Origin of the sequence: Corynebacterium sp. KPL1986 (assembly GCF_000477975.1) — a bacterium.
In the GTDB taxonomy this organism is placed as follows: domain Bacteria; phylum Actinomycetota; class Actinomycetes; order Mycobacteriales; family Mycobacteriaceae; genus Corynebacterium; species Corynebacterium accolens.
Genome location: NZ_KI515719.1, coordinates 1862787 through 1883473, shown reverse-complemented (window position 1 = coordinate 1883473; position 20687 = coordinate 1862787). Strand labels below are relative to the sequence as shown.

General features: G+C 59.3%; 13 protein-coding genes and 2 pseudogenes. 12 read left to right on the top strand and 3 right to left on the bottom strand.

Annotated elements, in window-relative coordinates; all coding sequences use genetic code 11:
• Positions 1-36: 36 nt before the first annotated feature.
• Entirely contained in the window at positions 37-612 is a 576-nt protein-coding gene (locus HMPREF1287_RS08620; protein ID WP_023016447.1) for a CueP family metal-binding protein, read from the bottom strand.
• 404 nt (positions 613-1016) lie between these two features.
• On the opposite strand from HMPREF1287_RS08620, the gene HMPREF1287_RS08615 reads away from it, so the two are divergent.
• From HMPREF1287_RS08615 to HMPREF1287_RS12465, 7 genes and pseudogenes are all read left to right on the top strand, one after another.
• Positions 1017-1739, top strand: a complete 723-nt coding sequence (locus tag HMPREF1287_RS08615; RefSeq protein WP_023016446.1) for a response regulator transcription factor — start codon at positions 1017-1019, stop codon at positions 1737-1739.
• Complete coding sequence (locus HMPREF1287_RS08610) at positions 1736-2863, top strand: cell wall metabolism sensor histidine kinase WalK (protein WP_005280523.1); 1128 nt, start codon at positions 1736-1738, stop codon at positions 2861-2863. Before HMPREF1287_RS08615 ends, HMPREF1287_RS08610 begins: the two co-directional genes overlap by 4 nt.
• A gap of 113 nt (positions 2864-2976) precedes the next feature.
• The gene (locus tag HMPREF1287_RS08605) at positions 2977-3303 is read left to right on the top strand and encodes a heavy-metal-associated domain-containing protein (RefSeq protein ID WP_023016445.1); all 327 of its coding nucleotides are present in this window, start codon (positions 2977-2979) and stop codon (positions 3301-3303) included.
• 51 nt (positions 3304-3354) lie between these two features.
• Entirely contained in the window at positions 3355-5589 is a 2235-nt protein-coding gene (locus tag HMPREF1287_RS08600) for a copper-translocating P-type ATPase (RefSeq protein ID WP_023016444.1), read from the top strand.
• A 47-nt stretch (positions 5590-5636) separates the two neighbouring features.
• Positions 5637-6251, top strand: coding sequence for a YdhK family protein (locus HMPREF1287_RS08595; protein WP_023016443.1), 615 nt, complete (start codon positions 5637-5639; stop codon positions 6249-6251).
• A gap of 267 nt (positions 6252-6518) precedes the next feature.
• Positions 6519-7229, top strand: a pseudogene (locus tag HMPREF1287_RS08590) (IS6 family transposase).
• A gap of 65 nt (positions 7230-7294) precedes the next feature.
• Complete coding sequence (locus HMPREF1287_RS12465) at positions 7295-7417, top strand: VOC family protein (RefSeq protein WP_005276107.1); 123 nt, start codon at positions 7295-7297, stop codon at positions 7415-7417.
• Positions 7418-7965: 548 nt separating this feature from the next.
• On the opposite strand, the gene HMPREF1287_RS08585 is transcribed toward HMPREF1287_RS12465, so the two are convergent.
• Complete coding sequence (locus HMPREF1287_RS08585; RefSeq protein ID WP_156905086.1) at positions 7966-9696, bottom strand: hypothetical protein; 1731 nt, start codon at positions 9694-9696, stop codon at positions 7966-7968.
• 29 nt (positions 9697-9725) lie between these two features.
• Positions 9726-10460 carry a hypothetical protein gene (locus tag HMPREF1287_RS08580; RefSeq protein ID WP_225746187.1) on the bottom strand — a complete coding sequence of 245 codons (735 nt, stop codon included), beginning with the start codon at positions 10458-10460 and terminating at the stop codon, positions 9726-9728.
• Between the two features lie 1117 nt (positions 10461-11577).
• On the opposite strand from HMPREF1287_RS08580, the pseudogene HMPREF1287_RS08570 reads away from it, so the two are divergent.
• The 5 genes and pseudogenes from HMPREF1287_RS08570 to HMPREF1287_RS08550 all read left to right on the top strand — a co-directional run.
• A pseudogene (locus HMPREF1287_RS08570) lies at positions 11578-11910 on the top strand (transposase); the annotation flags it as partial.
• Positions 11911-11991: 81 nt separating this feature from the next.
• Complete coding sequence (locus tag HMPREF1287_RS08565; protein WP_018121658.1) at positions 11992-13140, top strand: hypothetical protein; 1149 nt, start codon at positions 11992-11994, stop codon at positions 13138-13140.
• Between the two features lie 594 nt (positions 13141-13734).
• Positions 13735-16332: a type I restriction-modification system subunit M gene (locus tag HMPREF1287_RS08560; protein WP_023016438.1), complete on the top strand. Its 2598-nt coding sequence runs from the start codon at positions 13735-13737 to the stop codon at positions 16330-16332.
• Positions 16325-17482, top strand: a complete 1158-nt coding sequence (locus HMPREF1287_RS08555) for a restriction endonuclease subunit S (protein WP_133065271.1) — start codon at positions 16325-16327, stop codon at positions 17480-17482. Before HMPREF1287_RS08560 ends, HMPREF1287_RS08555 begins: the two co-directional genes overlap by 8 nt.
• Positions 17483-17491: 9 nt before the next feature.
• Positions 17492-20686 carry a type I restriction endonuclease subunit R gene (locus HMPREF1287_RS08550; protein ID WP_023016436.1) on the top strand — a complete coding sequence of 1065 codons (3195 nt, stop codon included), beginning with the start codon at positions 17492-17494 and terminating at the stop codon, positions 20684-20686.
• Position 20687: the final 1 nt, after the last annotated feature.

The following is a 20687-nucleotide window of genomic DNA, read 5'->3' as shown; positions in this document are numbered from 1 at the left end:
CGGGAGACAGGCGCAGGTGAGGACCCTGCTGAGCCATCACGTCAGGTGCAGGTCTGTGACACAGGTGGCACCATCGTCGGCGGTGGAAAACTCCGCGGTGCCGGTACGCCCCTGGTAGCTGACCTCAATCAGGCCGGTGGCATCATCGGGAAGCCAGAAGCCAATAAACCCGTTGTCGAAGGTGGTTGTCGCCTCGTCCACCAGCACCTCACCGGTCGCCTCATCGGTGATCGTGATCTGGATATCCTCATTGTCGAGTTCCCCCAGGCAGGTCGTGAGGCTGTGGTAGAAGCAGTCGTGGGTGGAGGTGAGATAGGGCGCGATCGAGACATACGTCTGATTGTCGGGAAGATCGACCACGACTTCCTGGTCATCGCTCGAGAGCAGCAGTTCATCGGCACGCACTGAAGCGATCAGATCCGTGGGACGCTCAGTGACCTTCTGCCGGTCGAGGTGATCAATGATCTCCACCGCGTCCATGGCGGCCAGGCCATGGGTAGTCAGGAATGTATCCCGGGACACCGTCCCGTCGGCGGTGGGTTCCGGGTCGGCGGCCGAACACCCCGTGAGGGCGAGGGCAAGGGCGGCGGCTGCGATCGCTGCTCGTTTCACGTCAATCTCCTTGGATCGTGGTAAGACCGTGAGAAGACACCGCCTCAAGGTCGATGTCATACCTTTATCTAGCACGGGTGCCTGACGGACTAGAAATCAAAAGCCCTGCTCACAGCCTTATAGCAGGGCGAAAAGGGGGTGGATTCGGTGGGCTGGGTCACCACCGGGACACCACCCCACAGCCGTGGGCGATGTCCTTCTACCCGCCCCGGGTATGCGGTGCAGGCAGTGAAATCCCTGGTGGCGCCTGCTGAACCGACCAGGGGAGGCGATGCCGCCGGCCCGGGGTGGGGCACAAGGGTGACGGCAGTCGAAGGGTGATGTTTGAAGATTTGATGAAGATTGCCCCGCCGGGCACTGAGCGAGGGTGGTATTCCCCCCTGACCGGAGCAATACTGGGGCCTATGGCTGACCGCACACCGACCACCGCCACGCCCCCGGGGCGGGTGCTGGTCGTCGATGATGAACAACCCCTGGCTCAGATGGTGGCCTCCTACCTCATCAGGGCCGGCTTCGATACCCGCCAGGCGCACACCGGCACCCAGGCCGTGGTCGAGACCCGTCGCTTTTCCCCCGATGTCGTGGTCCTGGATCTGGGGCTGCCCGAACTCGACGGCCTGGAGGTGTGCCGACGCATCCGCACCTTCTCAGACTGCTACATCCTCATGCTCACCGCGCGTGGCAGCGAGGACGACAAGATCAGCGGTTTGACCCTGGGGGCGGATGACTACATCACCAAACCTTTTAGCATCCGGGAACTGGTGACCCGGGTGCATGCGGTGCTGCGCCGCCCGCGCACCAGCACCACCCCACCGCAGGTGACCACCCCCTTGATCGTTGGTGACCTCATCCTTGACCCCGTCGCCCATCAGGTGCGGGTGGGGGAGACGACCGTGGAGCTCACCCGCACGGAGTTCGAGCTGCTGGTTGCCCTGGCCCTGCGCCCCGGCCAGGTGCTGACCCGCCACGACCTGGTCACCGAGGTCTGGGACACCACCTGGGTCGGTGATGAACGCATCGTCGATGTCCACATCGGCAACTTGCGTCGCAAGCTCGGCACCGACACCCAGGGCCGGGGGTTTATCGACACCGTGCGTGGCGTGGGCTACCGGGTGGAGCAGCCATGAATCACGGACCCGGCCTGACCTTCCGCTTCCTGGCCGCCCAGGTGTTGGTCGTGGTGATTAGCCTGCTGGTGGCCGCGGCCGTGGCCACGATGGTGGGTCCGACCCTGTTCCATGATCATATGTTGATGACCGGCCGGGAGGACCCCTCGCTGGAGCTGTTCCATGCCGAGCAAGCCTACCGGGGCGCCAACCTGATCACCCTGGCCGTCGCCCTGCCCACCGCCTTGATCAGCGCCCTGCTGGCCAGCCTGTGGTTATCGCGTCGTCTGCGCACCCCCCTGCAGGATCTCACCCGCGCCGCTACCAGCCTGACGGCCGGCAACTCCCGTATCCGCGTGCCCGCCGGAAAAGCAGGCCCCGAGGTCACCACCCTGGCGCATGCCTTCAACACCATGGCCGATCGGCTGGAACACACCGAACAGGTCCGTCGCCAGATGCTCTCTGATCTGGCCCACGAAATGGGCACCCCCTTATCGGTGCTCACGGTCTACCTCGATGGTCTCCAGGACGGGGTCGTGGACTGGAATAATGCCACCCACACGATCATGGCTGACCAACTCACCCGCCTGACCCGGTTGATGGAAGACATCGACGATGTCTCCCGGGCCCAGGAACACCGGATCGATTTGGACCTGGTGGAGGAAGGGCTCGGGGATCTGCTCCATACCGCCGCTGCTGCCGCGGGGGAAGCTTATGCTGACAAAGGCGTCGATTTACAGGTCGAGACCATTACAGACACCGCCCGGGTGCTCGTGGACCGGCAACGCTTCGGCCAGGTGATGAGCAATCTCCTGTCGAACGCGCTACGGCACACCCCGGCCGGCGGGCAGGTCCGGATCAGCGTCCACCGGCAGGGGGCGTCCGCCGCGCTCATCCACGTCGCCGATGACGGCGAGGGCATCCCACCTGACCAGCTCGGACACATCTTCGAACGCTTCTACCGGGGGGATGCCGCCCGCAGCCGGGACGACGCCGGGGCCGGTATCGGTCTGACCATCTCCAAGGCATTGATCGAGGCCCACGGCGGCACTCTCACCGCCACCTCCCCCGGACCCGGTCGCGGAGCGGTGTTTGCCCTCCGCCTCCCGCTGTCCCCTCCCGACAGTGAGGAGGCTGCTCGGTGACCACACCCTGCCCCGCGTGAGAGCCCGCCCTCCACCCATTGAAAATATACCCCTGGGGGGTATATGCTAGAGAGTGGCATCGCCGCATCCCACCGACTCGTAGGAGCTTTCCCATGATCCCCTCCCCGCCCCGCCTCTTGCCGATGGCCTCCCACGGCTGCAGCTGTTGCGGACCTGCCTCACGTGCCGACACCGCCTCCATCCCTGCCGCCAGCGACTCGGCAGCAGGAGGGTCCTCCCCTAGATACCAGGTCACCGGCCTGACCTGCGGGCACTGCGCGAAAAGCGTGACCCAGGCCCTTCAGGCCCTCCCCCAGGTCGACGACGTCCAGATTGATCTCGCTGCTGGTGGAGTTTCCACCGTCACGGTCACCGGTGTCGTACCTCCGGAGATGGTTCGCCGGGCCATCGAGGAGGCTGGCTACACCGTCTTATCCTGATCAGTTTTACCCATCATCTCGACCCCGACCGGGTTGAGCGAAAGGAACGTCATGAGCACTTCCCACCATTCGGGTGATCACCATGGTGATCACCCCGCTCCGGAAACAGACCACACCCACCACCCGGATCATGCCAGCCACGAACACCACGCAGATGCCGACACCCACGGCCAGGCAATGCCCCACGATCACCCGCATTCCGCCCCGGACGAAGACCACCACGTTCATGGTCACGGCGAACACGCCGGACACAGCACCGCAATGTTTCGGGACCGCTTCTGGTGGTCGCTGATTCTGTCCATTCCCGTCGTTATTTTCAGCCCCATGGTCGCCCACCTGCTCGGCTACCACCTCCCGGCATTCCCCGGATCCACCTGGATCCCCCCGGTGCTGGGCACGATCATCTTCGTCTACGGCGGAACGCCTTTCCTCAAGGGCGGATGGAAAGAACTGAAATCCCGCCAACCCGGGATGATGCTCCTGATCGCCATGGCCATCACCGTGGCGTTTGTCGCCTCCTGGGTCACCACTCTGGGGCTGGGCGGTTTCGACCTGGACTTCTGGTGGGAGCTGGCTCTGCTGGTGACCATCATGCTGCTGGGCCACTGGCTGGAGATGTCCGCTCTCGGGGCCGCGTCCTCCGCACTTGACGCACTGGCCGCCCTGTTGCCGGATGAGGCCGAGAAAGTCATCGACGGGACCACCCACACCGTGACCATCTCCGAGCTGGTCGTCGACGACGTCGTGCTGGTGAGGGCCGGTGCCCGGGTGCCGGCCGACGGAACCATCCTCGACGGAGCCGCCGAATTCGATGAGGCGATGATCACCGGCGAATCCCGTCCCGTCTTCCGCGACACCGGTGACAAGGTGGTCGCCGGTACCGTGGCCACCGACAACACCGTCCGCATCCGGGTGGAGGCTACCGGCGGGGACACCGCCCTGGCCGGGATCCAACGCATGGTTGCCGACGCCCAGGAGTCCTCCTCCCGGGCCCAGGCCCTGGCGGATCGGGCGGCGGCGTTGTTGTTCTGGTTCGCGCTGATCTCCGCTCTGATCACCGCGGTGGTGTGGACCATCATCGGCAGCCCGGACGATGCCGTGGTGCGCACGGTTACGGTGCTGGTCATCGCCTGTCCGCACGCCCTGGGCCTGGCGATTCCGCTGGTCATTGCGATCTCCAGCGAGCGGGCCGCGAAATCCGGGGTGCTCATCAAGGACCGGATGGCGCTCGAGCGGATGCGCACCATCGACGTGGTGCTCTTCGACAAAACCGGCACCCTGACCGAGGGTGCGCACGCGGTCACCGGTGTCGCGGCAGCTGTCGGCGTCACCGAGGACGAGCTACTGGCCCTGGCCGCCGCTGCGGAGGCCGACAGCGAGCACCCCGTGGCCCGCGCCATCGTGGCGGCCGCGGCCGCCCATCCCGAGGCCTCCCGTCGGCAAATCCGTGCAACTGGTTTCAACGCCGCCTCCGGCCGGGGGGTCCGGGCCACTGTCGATGGCGCTGAGATCCTCGTGGGCGGGCCGAACATGCTGCGCGAGTTCAACCTCACCACCCCGGCCGAGCTCACCGACACCACCAGCGCCTGGACCGGGCGTGGGGCCGGTGTGCTCCATATTGTCCGCGACGGTCAGATCATCGGTGCGGTGGCCGTCGAGGACAAGATCCGCCCCGAATCCCGCGCCGCTGTGAAAGCCCTGCAGGAACGCGGGGTGAAGGTCGCGATGATCACCGGCGACGCCCAGCAGGTGGCTCACGCCGTCGGTCAGGACTTAGGCATTGATGAAGTCTTCGCCGAGGTCCTGCCTCAGGACAAAGACACCAAGGTCACGCAGCTGCAGGACCGGGGTTTGAGCGTGGCCATGGTCGGTGACGGTGTCAATGACGCCCCCGCTCTGACCCGCGCGGACGTCGGTATCGCCATTGGTGCCGGCACGGATGTGGCCATGGAATCTGCCGGGGTGGTCCTAGCCAGTGATGACCCGCGGGCAGTGCTGTCGATGATTGAGCTGTCCCAGACCAGCTACCGCAAGATGATCCAGAACCTGATCTGGGCCTCTGGCTACAACATCCTCGCCGTGCCGCTGGCCGCCGGAGTGCTCGCCTCGATCGGGTTCGTGCTGTCCCCGGCCGTGGGCGCGATCTTGATGTCTGCCTCGACCATCGTGGTGGCCCTGAACGCCCAGCTGTTGCGCCGCATTGATCTGGAGCCGGCTCACCTGGCTCCGACCGACGGGAAGGAGGAACACAGTGGGTCGATATCCCCCGTAACCGTTACTGACTGACCTTGTCTCTCGACCCCTAACTCACACCACCTTTGAAAGGAACGCTCATGAAACGCAGCATTACCCTCGCCGCCTTGGTACTGACCTCCACCCTGGCGCTGACCGCCTGCAGCGACGCCACCGACAACTCCGACGATGCCGACACCACCAGCACCACGACGGCAACCGCAGAGACCAACGAGACCCACCAGGAAGACACCACCACTGCCGACGAAGAGCACGGCGGGCACGACCACCCTGCCGACGGCGGGGCACCGCCGGCAGGCATTGAAGAGGCCGAGAATCCCACGTACCCGGTGGGCACCGAGGTCATCCTCACCGCTGACCACATGCCCGGCATGGACGGGGCCACCGCCACCATTTCCGGGGCGTTTGACACCACGACCTATTCGGTCAGCTACACCCCCGCCGAGGGTGGAGCCCCGGTTACCGACCACCGCTGGGTCGTCCATGAGGAGCTCGTCGATCCGGGTCAGGCCCCCCTGCCCGACGGGGCGAGCGTTGTCCTGGATGCCGAGCACATGTCCGGCATGAAGGGTGCTGAGGCCACCATCGATTACTCCACCGAGGAGACGGTCTACATGGTTGATCTCACCGTCGACGGGATGACGATGACCAACCACAAGTGGGTCACCGAGAGCGAGATCCAACCCGCCGAATAGTCCACCCACCCTGAACCGCGAGACCAGACAAGGCACCCACTCCAGAGTCGATCATCAATCGCTGCCGACCATGCCGCAGCACACCAGCCACACACGGAACCTGCACGCCCACAGGGCCCACGCTGAGGTAGACCTTCTGTGTCACTGCTTCTCTTAGTCAGGGAAATATGCCCTGGAATGACCCTGGTGACAGGAGTTCATTCCAGGGCTTTGGGTGCTGTTGCAAAGTTGGGGCAGTAGGAAGAGCGACGTGAACTAATCACAGCCATGGGTATTTTCTCGGGTCGTCATTTCCCCCCGTGACATCATTCTGTGGGCAGTGGGTGGTACTGCCGCTACGGGGTGAGCTACCGCGATCTGGAGGAAATGATGACCGAGCCGGGCGTGCCGGTCGATCACACCAGGATCTACCGCTGGGTCCAGAAATGCGCGCCTGAGCTGGACAAGCAAACACGGTGGTACCGGCAGGTACCTGACTGGCAAGCTAGTTCCTGGCGGGTGGATGAGACCTATATCCGCGTCGGCGGCAGGTGGTGCTACCTCTATCGGGCGATCACCGCCGGTGGCCAGACCCTGGAGTTTTACCTCTCTTCGAATCGGAACGTGGCCGCAGCGAAGTGTTTCCTGGCCAAGGCCGTCAGATCCAATGCGTCAGCCGGGTATCCCAGAGTGATCAACGCCGATAAATCACCCTCCCTAGCCAGGGCAATCGCCGAGTTGAAGTCAGAGGGAATCTGCCCGCCAACAGTGGAACACCGGCAGGTGAAATACCTCAACAACATCCTGGAAGGCGACCATGGTCGGCTGAAGCGGATCCTCGGGCCAAAAGGCGCGTTTAAGAACCGGACATCTGCATATCGGACGTTGAAAGGGATGGAGGCGATGCACTCATTGCGGAAAGGGCTAGGCGCGATGTTTGCCTACGGGCAACCGAACCCGGACGCGGTGATCGTCAACCGGGTCTTCGAGACGGCCTAACAACGCCCACACGCAGCGGCCGTCAGGGAATGAGAAACTGAGTCTTCGCTGCTCTCCGCCCAACTTTGCAACAGCACCAATCAAAAGGAGTCCAAATTGTGCAGCCACCCGACGATGACGTCTTCGGCCGCACCTTCGTAGTTGCCGACCCTGATGGAAACCTGTTCCGCGTCAGCCCAGTCGTTTAATTCTTAAATTGGGATTCAACAACTAGGAAATCCTCCAACAGCCCAAGGAAAACATCTCAGTTGGAGGATTCCAATTGCCCCGAAGCGGGAGCTAAAGCCAGAACGTCAGATCAAAATAACAAGCAAAATGACTTGTTGACACCATCGAAAACAAGAGTTCGACAGAAGAGAGCGGGAGTTAGGATGTAAATTCCCACACTTGCAATCCTCAACCGCCAAAGTTCAGAAAAACAAAGAAACCGAAGGTCACGAACCCTTTCGAGTTTGTTACCTCCGGTCTCGCAGTTTGTTCAACTGCTCATTGTGTGATGTTCACGATGGCAGCTCAACACAGCTTTTCAAAAAGCGCCTCCCGAGCTGTGGATATGAAATCTCCCGGGAATTAATTGCGCCCACACCCTCGCCCTTAGTGGCACAAATACGCCCCTAGAATCGCCACCTCACCAGTCGGCGAGAGTGCCTAGCACAAAGAGGGGACATGAAAAATGCCCACCTAGAAAAGGCCAGGTGAGCATTAAAACATGCGTTTTACAACAAATCCCAGGCAATTAAGTCCGGGGCGGGACTTTGGCAAGGGCACGGCCGGTGTCTTCACGCACCATGCGGAGTCGTCGTGTCATGGAGTCTTGACCTGCGGTTTTCCGCTCGAATGACTCTTGGATCGCAAGGTTCGTCGAGGCCACCCATAAGGCGAGCGTGATGTAGAGCATCGGTTCACGCCGAACACCGCGCTTAAAAGAGTCCATCCCGGTGACATGCGGTGATTTCATGATCGAAAAACGCTGCTCAGTAATAGCGCGGGCCGCCTCATAATAAGTGGCGTGCTCCCAGGAGCCGGGGACAAGTCCCCACTGAGCGCGTTTCCACTGCTCAGGGGTGAACGTATGTGTGATACTTGACCGCGCGCAGCACTTATAGTGATCGGCAGACCAGCTCGGTGAAATCTCCGGGGCGTCTTCGGATGCCAGTGTCATCGAAGCCGGTTTGAGTGGGCATCGCACTCGCCCCTGTACTGCAGGGCAGACCAAATCAATTTTCACGGGCCGCTCGGTATCGGCTTCATCCTTACGAGGACGACCACGACCTTGACGCGCACGATAAGGCCTCGAATTCGTCCCCATGATCAACGGGAAAAGGGCTTCGAGCCGAGCATCCTGGCGCTCGAAACCGTCATCTTCCTCGAGCAGTTCCATGGTGCGGCGAACGATCTTCCCGTTGCCTGCAATGTCGCGTGCAGCAGGGCAATAAAACTCGCCCGCGATTTGCAAAGGACCACTAGCAGGTTCATCCCCAGCTGCGGTGTCAGATGCGAAAATTGTTCGCCAATTTTTGGGATAGCGCACCACGGGCGCATAGCCTGTAGCGAGCAATTCGTCGTTGAAAAACCTTTTCGCGTTATAGCCCATGTCAACGGTCAACAACGGCAAACGACCACGTTGAACGCGCTGGTCAAAACCGTTTTCTTGATGAAATCGGATAGCTCGCGCCAATCCCTGCACCGAGCCCGAGCTCGGCTTATCGATGGAAATTCCTGTAATCACCGGGGCGACCGAGTACACGGCTCGTGGCGGTCCGACGCGACATACAGCAGTAATACCCACGGCCACGCCCCCTTTGGTACTGCGACGATTGCCAAGCTCGGAATGCAACGAATGATCCTCCCGATCCCTGATGTAGTAGCCACCCGAGTAGGCCGCGCCACGGCGTTTCGTGTCACGACTGCCTAGTCCCGTCGACTGGCCTGCCAGGTCGATGATGGTCTCGTCGGCGACGATATCGCCGCGATATCCCTTGGGCGCTTGCTCATGGATTGAGCCTGCTACCAGCGCGTTGACGACTTGATGGAGCCTCTCGGACGCAACCTCGGAGGCCTGTTCTTGCTCGATTGAGCGTGCGGCCAGCATTCGACGGTGATCCCTATTTTTCACACGACGCGCAGGAGCATCAGGCAGTGAATCAAGCGGCTCAAGCCTCCGGGTCAGCCACATGGCAAACGCCCTGTAGGTGCCCTCGCCGCAGGAAAGGTCTAGGTCGAGCCGGGCCTGCTGAGCAGGCTCTAGGGTCCATAGGGTGCGCCAGATCTCCGCCATCGAGGGCACACGACGAATCCCAATCAAAGCCAAACCCACAGTGAGCACGCCCAACATTGAATATCGCGGGCCGGAGGATTTCCGTCCGCCCACGCCACGGTCCTGGCGAAAATAAAAGTCGATCATTTGGTGCGCACCCGATTTTTCAATAACCGCAGCGCAACTTTCCACATAATCGGGGGAAATCATCACTCTCTGCTCTTGCATTACTACTGTCATCAGAGGTACTCCCCCTCAGATCGCAGCAAAGCTTTTGCTTCGTCTTCCGGTGTATACCGCGGCAGGTCCGCCTCCAGATCATGGAGAACACGCAGATCAGCAATGCCCGCCATTTTCATCAGCATCGCAGCCGGCACCCCCGGGTCAGAGGCCAGTTTTACCACCCAACGATTCCGCAGCGCAGCAGCATTAAATCCAGGAAACCCCAGCTCAACGAGCTCTTCCGACACGTGGCAGACGGCGTTTCGAGGCATGGAATCGCCAACAATAGGAAAAACATATCCGTTACCGACATCGCGTGCCCGCGTCAAAAGCCGGTGACCGCGAACGGGACACACGACAGGCACCACGCGAGAGACTACACCCCGTTTTCGCACCGCGATCTGGACTGCCGTGTGCTCGGGCAGCTCTAGTGGAGAAACGTCGCTGCCGCGTAGCTGCCGGATCTCCTGGGACGACAGGCCTGCCCCAGTGGTGAGATCCAAAATCGTCAGCAACTGCGCCCGCAACATTGGTCGAAGGTTCGCAGCGACGGCGTACAGCTCAGCCTCCAGCGAAAGCTCCGCCGCCGGAACGGCTTTGCGCCGCGGTCCTCGTTGACGATGCGGTTCAGGAAATTCGTGAGGATACAACGTCCGGCCTGCAGCATAGAGAATCGTGCGATAAGTGCGCTGCGACCTGCGACTAAAAATATCATCACGGAAAAGCCACCGATCGACAGCGGGACGCGTCAACGCCCGCTCCTCGTCAACAACGCCACACACGAGTGCCTCATCGTACAGGTACCGCGCTACAACCCGCGCCGCCTTAGCATCAGCAATTTCATCAAGAACACGCGTATGAGCTTGGACAAGCGCTGCTCGGGCGATAGCCTCACTCCGCAGAGGCCCCGCCGGGCGGTGGATTCCCACCTCCCGTAGCCGCAAATAACGATCCTCATCCGGCAGCGTACGCCGAGTCAACCTGCGCACCCGCGACGGCGACGCCTGACCAATCACCGAGACTGTCGACACCTCCCCGGGCACATAGTCCCTGGAAGTGGGCCTCTCGAGAACGGGCGTTGCTGCTGCAAGAGCCGTAAATCTACCCACGCGCGCTCACCGCCCACATACTTAAAACGTTGGATCGGCAGGCACAATTGCTAAATATTTTTAGGCATGACAAAATAGACGCATCTCCATTCATGTAACTCCAAGTGAAGTGATTGGATTCTTTCGCTCAACGTTTTGGTAGAACGTCGGCGACCACAGGGCGCGATCGTGCAGGATCGGGCCCTGAATTTGTTTTCGGATTTGTCCGATAAGCAGTCTTAGGTCACAGATGCACCCCCTGCACCCTGACTATCATCACCACGGAAGCGACCTGCTTCGGAAAGCCACTGCGTCATCACATGCGACATGGAGCACCCGCGCTTCGCTGACTCAGTAGAAAGCTTCGCCACGAATGGCGCAGGCAAGCGTAATTCGACGCGCACAATCGCGTCGTCGGGCACTACCCGATGGGCCTTACGGCCAAAATGCGCTGACGGAATTTCCATCAACCCTCCTTCACACAGCTACCGACTCGCGACACGGGTGTGCCACGAGAACACAGACAAACGCCTGCGCCAGCCAGAAAAAATCTGGTCAGTAGTGACATTAAAGTCACTTCAAATCAGTAACCCTGTGTGGGTTGTGTACCTTCACGTCAAAGCGTGGCCCGTCATGGGCTTTTATAGATTACCGGCTCCAACCGGTACAAAACAAATCATTCAATTACCTGCGCATTTGTCTGAGTTTCCACCACCGATCAACTTCACCCGCGTCATCTTGAGGCAGGTTTGCCATACCGCATGTAGAGTTCTGTGGGCAGAAGCTTCCTCACGTGGCCGACTACCTAGAGGAATCACTCGATGAGCTGTTAGCTTTTACTACCGCACCGAAACCGGTATGGACCAAGACCTGGTCCAATAACCCCACCGAACGGCTCAACCGAGAAATCCGACGTCGCACCGACGTCGTCGGGATCTTCCCACACCGTGAAGCCGTCATCCGGCCGGTCGGGGCCGTCCTTGCGAAACAACACGATGAGTGGATCCAGCAAAAACGCTACATATCGCTAACAAGCCTGACCCAGACCAAGAAGATCATCGCTGCCAACCTCGTCGACGACACTCCCACCGACGACAAGGAGATCGCCGCCTAATGCTTACCCAACCCCGCCCCCGAAACTAACCACATACTCGAAAGCCAGATACACCACTTCCCAGGACTTGACCTAAGGTCTATGCAGGACATCGTTTCTGCGACGCGTCTTCAACTAATGATGTTTGATAGAAACATGACTAAACCACACATCGAAGCCGCCAAAAGAGCCTCTCAAGTGTTGTACAACAGCGTCCTCAACGACCTCGACGAGGACAAGGCAGGTATCGGATGGATGACCGATCAAATCAATTGGAAGCACTCCGCGCTAATCGGCGAGTATCTCCTATCATCAATCAGCGGTGTCGAAACAGCACTGTCCACCAGCGCATTGTGCAATGAAAAATTCAGAGAACTCGAACTCTCTCAGAATATGAAAATTGCCCATGTCCAGAACTCTGACCGTAGCGCGAGGGATCCAATTCCGCCAGAGTTGAGCACGGTCTTTCATTCACCAAACAACGAGCTGCTCCACGTATTTAAAGACCATTCACTCATCTCACTCGCACAAGCACTAGACCGGCTCGCAGCAGTCACAGTCGCAGTCGGCGGGTTCAAAGAAAAACTCCTCCATACCGACTGCGGCAGAATCTTAGATATCGCAGCCAAAGCTCACAAAAACGGGAAATCCGGCAACACACTTCGCCCAGGAATTTTTGCCGACGTCGGAACTGCCGGGAGACAAGAACAAAACAACCTCTTAGGACTATTCCTAGACTGGCAAAGGCATGGTCCAGAAGATTGGCTCCCCTGGCTTAGGCAATATCGCAGCACAATTGTTCACCGCGCCCCATTCGTCAACTGGACCGCTCATACGAAAGGTCCCCATCAAAATCCGGGTGAATCAGTCATTCGACCCTTTTATCTACAACCAGGGTGGGCAGAAAGCGAATCGATGTACCGAACTGCCCGAAAAGGAATCCAAGACCTCCTCCTTATGCAACCAGCTCACACGATCCTGAGCGGATTGACTGAATCTACCGCACAGTATTGTCATTCAGTTCTCCGCTATGCCAATGAGCTTTGGAGTAAACGACGCGCGAACCCCGAACTTATCGTTCAATCCGCCGGAATGTGGCCAGAGCTGGAGTCCTCGAGCAAACTTTCATTCAAGGGATACAGCCCAAATCTCAAGATGGCCGGAAATTTTCTCGCTATCAACCCAGACCGAGTGAAACGACTAAAAGCCACGCAACTCCTAGATCGTCCAGCTGATAAGTGGCGTTCTTAAAGCACTTTGGCAGTCAGGGCATACCAAAACTTCACACGTCCATGTCTTCGGGCGCCGCGCGCAGGTCCTTTTGAATCCGCCACCGGAACTTGCTTAGACGCTTTTTCGTATCCCCCACTGCTTGCAGCGTCGAGCATTAACCGCCGCGTGGTCCGCAAACGCGTTGAGAACATGGTCGCTGTGGCTGCGAACCCAATGGACCCGCACCTCCATGCCCGCTGACTGCGCCTTTTTAATCTCCCGCCAGCAGTAGGCGATGTGCTCGTTACCCAACGAGGATGTGGACTTCCGCCAGTGGTGGAATAAAGCCTCGGTGGAGGATAAGTGACGGCTTGCGCAGCTGATGATGGAGATCCACATCCTTCCCGGAACGGCCGGAAACAAACGATTCGACCCCACGCGAGTCAAAATCGTCTGGAAAAACTAACCCCCGCTGTCCACAATCGTCAATTCGCTAATTGTGAAACAGTCACAATAATGGCACACTATTTCGGACATCCCGTGGCTGTAATTTCAGAGCCAAAAGACCTGCCGAAGCACTCAGTGTACACAATCGAGCCATGTAGTTAATGCCTTAGTGAAGAAAGTTACCCCGTGAACAAACAAGAACTTGCCTCCCTCATCTGGGAGTCGGCCAACAATATGCGCTCCAAGATTGAGGCCAATGAGTACAAGGACTACATCCTCGGCTTCATCTTCTATAAGTTCTTGTCCGACCAAGTAGAGCAGTTCATGCTCAATAACGACGCTGAACCGGAAGACCTGCCAGATACGCTTGTTGAGACCGACACTGACACCGTGGCCCTGGTGCGTAACAACTTGGGCTACTTCCTCACCTACGAGAACCTGTACTCGACGTGGCGAGACTTGGATAACGACTTCTCCATCGCTCACGTGCGTGAGGGTCTGGCTACCTTCAAGCGCAACATCGCCCCGGAGCGCAAGCACGTCTTCGACGGCATCCTTAACACCCTGGACACCAGCCTGTCGAAGTTGGGTACAACCGACGCTGCCCGTACCTCTGCCATCAAGAAGCTACTGGACCTTATCGATGACATCCCCACTGATGGCAAGCAGGGCTATGACGTGCTGGGCTACATCTACGAGTACCTCATCGAGAAGTTCGCGGCCAACGCGGGCAAAAAGGCAGGCGAGTTCTACACCCCGCATGAGGTCTCTCTCATCATGAGCAACATCGTCGCTGACCACCTCAAGGGCCGCGACGAGATTCAGATTTACGACCCGACCTCCGGCTCTGGCTCCCTGCTGCTTAACATCGGCCATGCCGTCGCCAAGCGCATGGGTGACCCAGACCGTATTAAGTACTTCGCCCAGGAGCTGCGCGAGAACACCTACAACCTCACTCGTATGAACCTGGTCATGCGCGGCGTGAAGGCGGACAACATCGTCGCCCGCAACGGTGACAGCTTGGCCCATGACTGGCCGATGTTCGACGAGGCCGACCCGGTGCAGACCTACAAGCCGCTCTATGTGGACGCAGTAGTCTCCAACCCGCCCTACTCCCAAAAGTGGGAACCCGAAGGCAACGAGGCTGACCCGCGCTTCGCACGGTTTGGTCTAGCGCCCAAGACCAAGGCCGACTACGCCTTCATGTTGCATGAGCTGTTCCACGTTAAGCCTGATGGCATCCTCACCGTCGTCCTGCCGCACGGCGTACTGTTCCGTGGTGGCTCGGAGGCCGACATCCGTCGCAATCTCATCGAAGCCAACCACATCGATGCCATTATCGGCCTGCCTTCCAACATCTTCTACGGCACCGGTATCGCGACCGTCATCATGGTGCTCAAGCAAGAACGTGACCGCGATGACGTGCTGTTCATCGATGCCTCCCAGGGCTTCATCAAGCAGGGCAAGTACAACCACCTGCGCGCCCGTGACATCCAACGCATCGTCGATGCCGTTCACAACCGCGTGGACGTGCCGCACTTCGCTAGGGTAGTGACCCGCGACGAGATTCGCGCCAACGACCACAACCTGAACATCCCACGCTACGTCTCTGCCACCCTGCCGCCTGAGTCTGTAGACCTGTACGCCACTATGCACGGCGGCATTCCCACCAGCGAAATTGACACCCTGGAGCACTACTGGACCGCCCTGCCGGGGCTGCGGGAGGCACTGTTCACCGAGAAGACAGAAGGCTACGCGGAGCTGAAAACGACCAACCTACGCGAGACGATCGACCAGCACCCTGCAGCCCAGGCACTTCGTGACCAGGTTGGCGCTGTACTATCCGACCTGCCGGAGAAACTGCACGCGCTGCTGGTGGATGGCGCAGCTACCGTGCCTATTACTACCACCGAGGACCAGCTCAAGGCCAACCTGTTCGACCGCCTCGATCGCGTGCCATTGGTCGATGCCTACGAGGGCTACCAGGTACTACATGACAGCTGGGTCAAAACCGCCGGTGACCTGGAGATCATCCAGACCGAAGGCCTCGATGCCGTGCGGGTCAATGACCCCGTGATGGAGTGGAAGACCAAAGAAAAGAAGAAGGTCTATGTCCAGGTCGGATGGGACGGGCGCGTTGCTCCCAACGAGTTGGTGCAGACCTTCTACCTGCCGCAGCAGAAGGACCAGGTAACGCAGCTAAGTCGCGACGTGGACACAGCTGTATCTGAGCTGACGCAGCTCGTCGAGGACTTAAGCGAAGACGACAAGACCGATCTGGCCGAGGTACTTAACGACAAACAGGATGCCTTCAAGAAGACCGAGCTAAACAAGGCCATCAAGGACCTGCCGAAGCTGGCCAAGGGCGAGACCTGGCCGGAGGGCAGCACCGAGGCTGCCATGCTCAGCGCCAAGGCGCTCATCGCCCAGCGGGACCAACTCAAGAAGAACCTCAAGACTGCGCAAGAGCAGCTGGAGAAAGACACCCACGCGACCATCGAAGCGCTTACCGACGTGCAGGTGGATGAGGTGCTCACCGCCAAGTGGATTACTGCACTTATGGGTGACCTGCGCGAAATCCCTGGTCATGTGCTCGCTGGTCTTTCAGCCCGCGTACAGGCGCTGCACGACAAGTACGCCGTCGCGCTGACCGACCTCGACGTGCAGGTTCGCGAGACGGAGCAAGAGCTGGCAGGCCTACTGAGCGGGCTTACCGGCAACGCCGCCGACATGCAGGCCCTGGCTGCACTCCAGGAGCTGCTGGGCGGTGGTCGCGATGCGTAGCCGCAACGTGCCCGCACTGCGCCTGGAGGGGTTCGACGGTGCGTGGAAGACGACCAGTATTGGTGCAGTCTCAGCTCTCCACAACGGTCGTGACTACAAGCATCTGGGGGAAGGTTGTATTCCCGTCTACGGGACCGGTGGCTACATGGTGTCAGTGGACCAAGCTCTTTCTCACGATGAGGACGCCGTAGGCATCGGTCGAAAGGGCACCATCAGCAAGCCATACATCCTGAAAGCTCCCTTCTGGACTGTTGACACGTTGTTCTACGTTGTTCCGAACCAAGAGACTGACCTAGCGTTCTTCTACGCATCAGTATTGCAAGTCGATTGGATGGCGAAGAATACTGCAACCGGGTTACCTAGTCTGACTAGCCAGACCATCAACAGCGCAGATATCTCCATTCCGCACACTCTCGAAGAACAGCAGGCCATCGGCGCTATCTTCACCAACCTCGACGATGCCATCAACCAGCACACCAAGAAGCACCAAGCTCTGCAGCAGGCCAAGACTGCGCTCATGCAGCGGATGTTCCCGCAGGAGGGCCAGACGGTGCCGGAGCTGCGGCTGGATGGCTTCGACGGTGAGTGGAAAGAAAGCTCGTTGAATGATCACGTTGAATATTTCAGTGGGCTGACCTATTCACCAGGCGATGTTGTGAAGAATGGGGGCACTCTGGTACTTCGGTCAAGCAATGTGAAAGACGCTACGCTTGCCTTTGATGATTGTGTGTATGTCCGCTCCGGCGTCGTGAACGTACAAAATGTCAAGCCAAACGACATTATTATGGTCGTCCGAAACGGCTCCCGCGCTCTTATCGGAAAGCATGCGTTGGTGAGGGGGGAACTTCCGCCGACGGTCATCGGTGCATTCATGACTGGTATTCGAAGCAAACAGCCTCATTTCATGAGCGCCCTATTCGATACTGAACTCTTCGAGTCTCAAGTTGCGAAATCAATGGGTGCCACCATCAACCAAATTACGGGCGGGATGTTTGCGAAGATGCATTTTTTGTTCCCACCAACCCTCGAAGAACAGCAGGCCATCGGTGCGGTGTTTACACGGCTGGACACGCTCATTGCTACCGAGGCCAAGTACATCGAGTCCCTTAAGCAGGCCAAGGCGGCGCTGCTGCAACGGATGTTCATCTAAGGAGCAGTTATGACCACACCATTTCGTTCTGAGGCTGAATTCGAGGCTGCGCTCATCGACCTGCTCACCCGCCACGGCTGGAGCAAGGAACTGCTGCGTTTCCCGACAGAGCAGCAGCTCATCGACAACTGGGCGGACATTCTTTACGCCAACAACCGGGGCCGTGACCTGCTAGGCGACGTGCCGCTCACCGAAGGCGAGATGGCGCAAATCATCGAGCAGGTCAACAACCTGCGCACCCCGCTGGCGCTCAACGAGTTCATCAACGGTCGCACCGTGACCATTACCCGAGATGCACCGCAGGCGGCAAACTTCGGCTCTGAGATCAGCCTGAAAATCTACGACCGCCTAGAGATTGCCGGTGGCCAGTCGCGCTACCAGATTGCCGTCCAGCCGCGCTTCCAGACCGCCAATGAGCTGCTGCCCACCCGACGTGGCGACTTGATGCTGCTCATCAACGGTATGCCGGTCTTCCACATCGAGCTGAAGCGCTCCGGTGCGCCGGTCTCCCAAGGTGCGAACCAGATAACCAAATACGCCCATGAGGGCGTCTACCAGGGAATCTTCTCCCTGGTGCAAATCTTCGTCGCCATGACCCCAGAAGAGACGATTTACTTCGCCAACCCGGGGGCAGGCAAATTCAACCCGGACTACTTCTTCCACTGGGCAGACTTCAACAACGAGCCGATCAACCAATGGGACGACGTGGCACGTGCGCTGCTGTCCATTCCGATGGCGCACCAGCTCATCGGCTTCTACACCGTCGCAGACCGTGCCTCTGGCAACTTGCTGGCGATGCGTTCCTACCAGTACTATGCGGCCTCGCGTATCGCTGACCGTGTGGACCGTCACGACTGGGACAGTGGCGACCAGTTGGGCGGCTACATCTGGCACACCACCGGCTCCGGCAAGACGATTACCAGCTTCAAGACCGCTCAGCTCATCGCTGACTCCCACAACGCCGACAAGGTGGTGTTCCTGCTTGACCGTGTTGAGCTGGGCACGCAGTCGCTGGAGAACTACGTCAGCTACGGTGGCGACAGCATCGCGGTGGAGGACACCTCCAGTGCTGCCAACCTGGCAACGCTGCTCAAGGACAAGCGCTCCACTCTCATCGTGACCTCACTGCACAAGATGAGCCGCGTCAATCCTGAGACGATGAAGACAGCTGACCTGGACCTCATCCGTTCCAAGCGCGTGGTCTTCATCGTCGATGAGGCGCACCGCACCACCTTCGGTGACATGCTCGCCTCCGTCAAGCACACCCTGCCGAACGCGCTGTTCTTCGGCTTTACCGGCACGCCCATCCATGACGAAAACCAGAAGAAGCATTCCACCACGGCCACACTGTTCGGCAATGAGCTACACCGCTACTCAATTGCCGACGGCATCCGCGATAAAAACGTGTTGAGCTTCGACCCTGAAATGGTGGAGACTTTCAGGACGCATGACGTGCGCACCGTGGTCGCCCTCCAGGCGGCCAAGGCCAAGACCGTAGAGGAAGCGCTGACAGACCCGCAGAAGGCGGCAGTCTACAGCAAGTTCATGGACAAGAAGCAGATCCCTATGGCCTCTATCTATGAGCTGGAAAAAGACGATAAGGGCAACAGCACCTATAAGCGTGTGACCAAGGGCATCGAGGACTACCTGCCAACGACCCAGTATGAGAAGGCAAACCACCGCGAGGCTGTCGCCAGCGACATCAACGAGCATTGGATGCAGCTCAGCCGCAACAGCATGTTCCATGCCATCCTAGCGACTTCCAGCATTCCCGAGGCCGTGGAGTACTACCGCATCTTCAAGAAGCAGTACCCTCACATCAAGGTCACAGCACTGTTTGACCCCAACATCGACAACACCGGGGACAATCAACTGCTCAAGGAAGACGGCCTGCTGGAGATTCTCCGCGACTACAACAACACCTACGGCCAGCACTTCACCATGCCGACCCATGATGAGTTCAAAAAGGACGTCTCCAAGCGCCTAGCCCACAAGAAGCCTTACAACACCAAGGCCTTCCTCGACGACCGCAGCCAACACATCGACCTGCTCATCGTGGTGGACCAGATGCTCACCGGCTTCGACTCCAAGTGGCTCAACACCCTCTATCTGGATAAGGTGATCGAGTACGAGTCCATCATCCAGGCTTTTTCGCGCACCAACCGCATCTTCGGCCCGGAAAAGCCCTTCGGGTCCATCCGTTACTACCGCAGGCCGCACACTATGCGGGACAACATCGACCGGGCGGTAAAGCTCTACTCCGGCGACCGACCCCTCGGCCTGTTCGTGGACCACCTCGATGACCACCTCACATCCATCAACGAGTGCTTCGCTACCATCGAGGCGCTGTTTACCGACCCGAAGACCGGCCAGCCGGACTTCTCGCAGCTACCCGACCTTGAGGCAGACCAAGGCGAGTTCGCCAAGACCTTCAACCGCATGTACCGGGAACTTCAGGCCGCGCAGGTGCAGGGCTTCACCTCGGACAAGGACACCTACTACTTCGATGCCCTGACGGAGCCTATCGTGGTGGAACTTACCGAGGACACCTACACCACGCTGGTGACCCGTTACAAGGAGCTCGGCAAGGCAGGCGACGACTCAGAGCAGTCGCCTGAGGATGCACCCTTCGACATTGACGTGCACATCAAGCACATCGACACCGACCGCATTGATGCCGAGTACCTCAACAGCAAGTTCAAGAAGTACCTCAAGGCCCTCCAGGACGGCGTGCCGCAGGATGTGCTCGATGACCTGCTGGAACAGCTGCATGCCAGCTTCGCCCGCCTGAGTCAGGATGACCAGCGCTACGCTAACCGTTGGCTGCACGACCTCCAAGCAGGTGACGTGACCCTGCAACCAGGCAAGACAGTGCACGACTACATCAACGAGTACCGCATCACCGAGCGCGACCGACAGCTGGTACGACTGCATGAATGTCTAGGGCTGGACATGGCGCAGCTGCGACGGATACTCGACGCCCGGGTCACGGCGGCAACCATCAACGAGTATGGGCGTTTCGATGACTTAAAGGCATCAATTGACCTTGACCTGGCGGCGGCGTACTTCACGGAAGACACCGGAGCAAGGGTGTCGAAGTTCAAGGTCCGTGCTCTGCTGGACAAGCTGCTACGCACCTACGTCATCGACGGCGCGTTGCCTGCTGACCTCAGCGTGACCGAGGAAGAACTGACAGGTGAGTAGG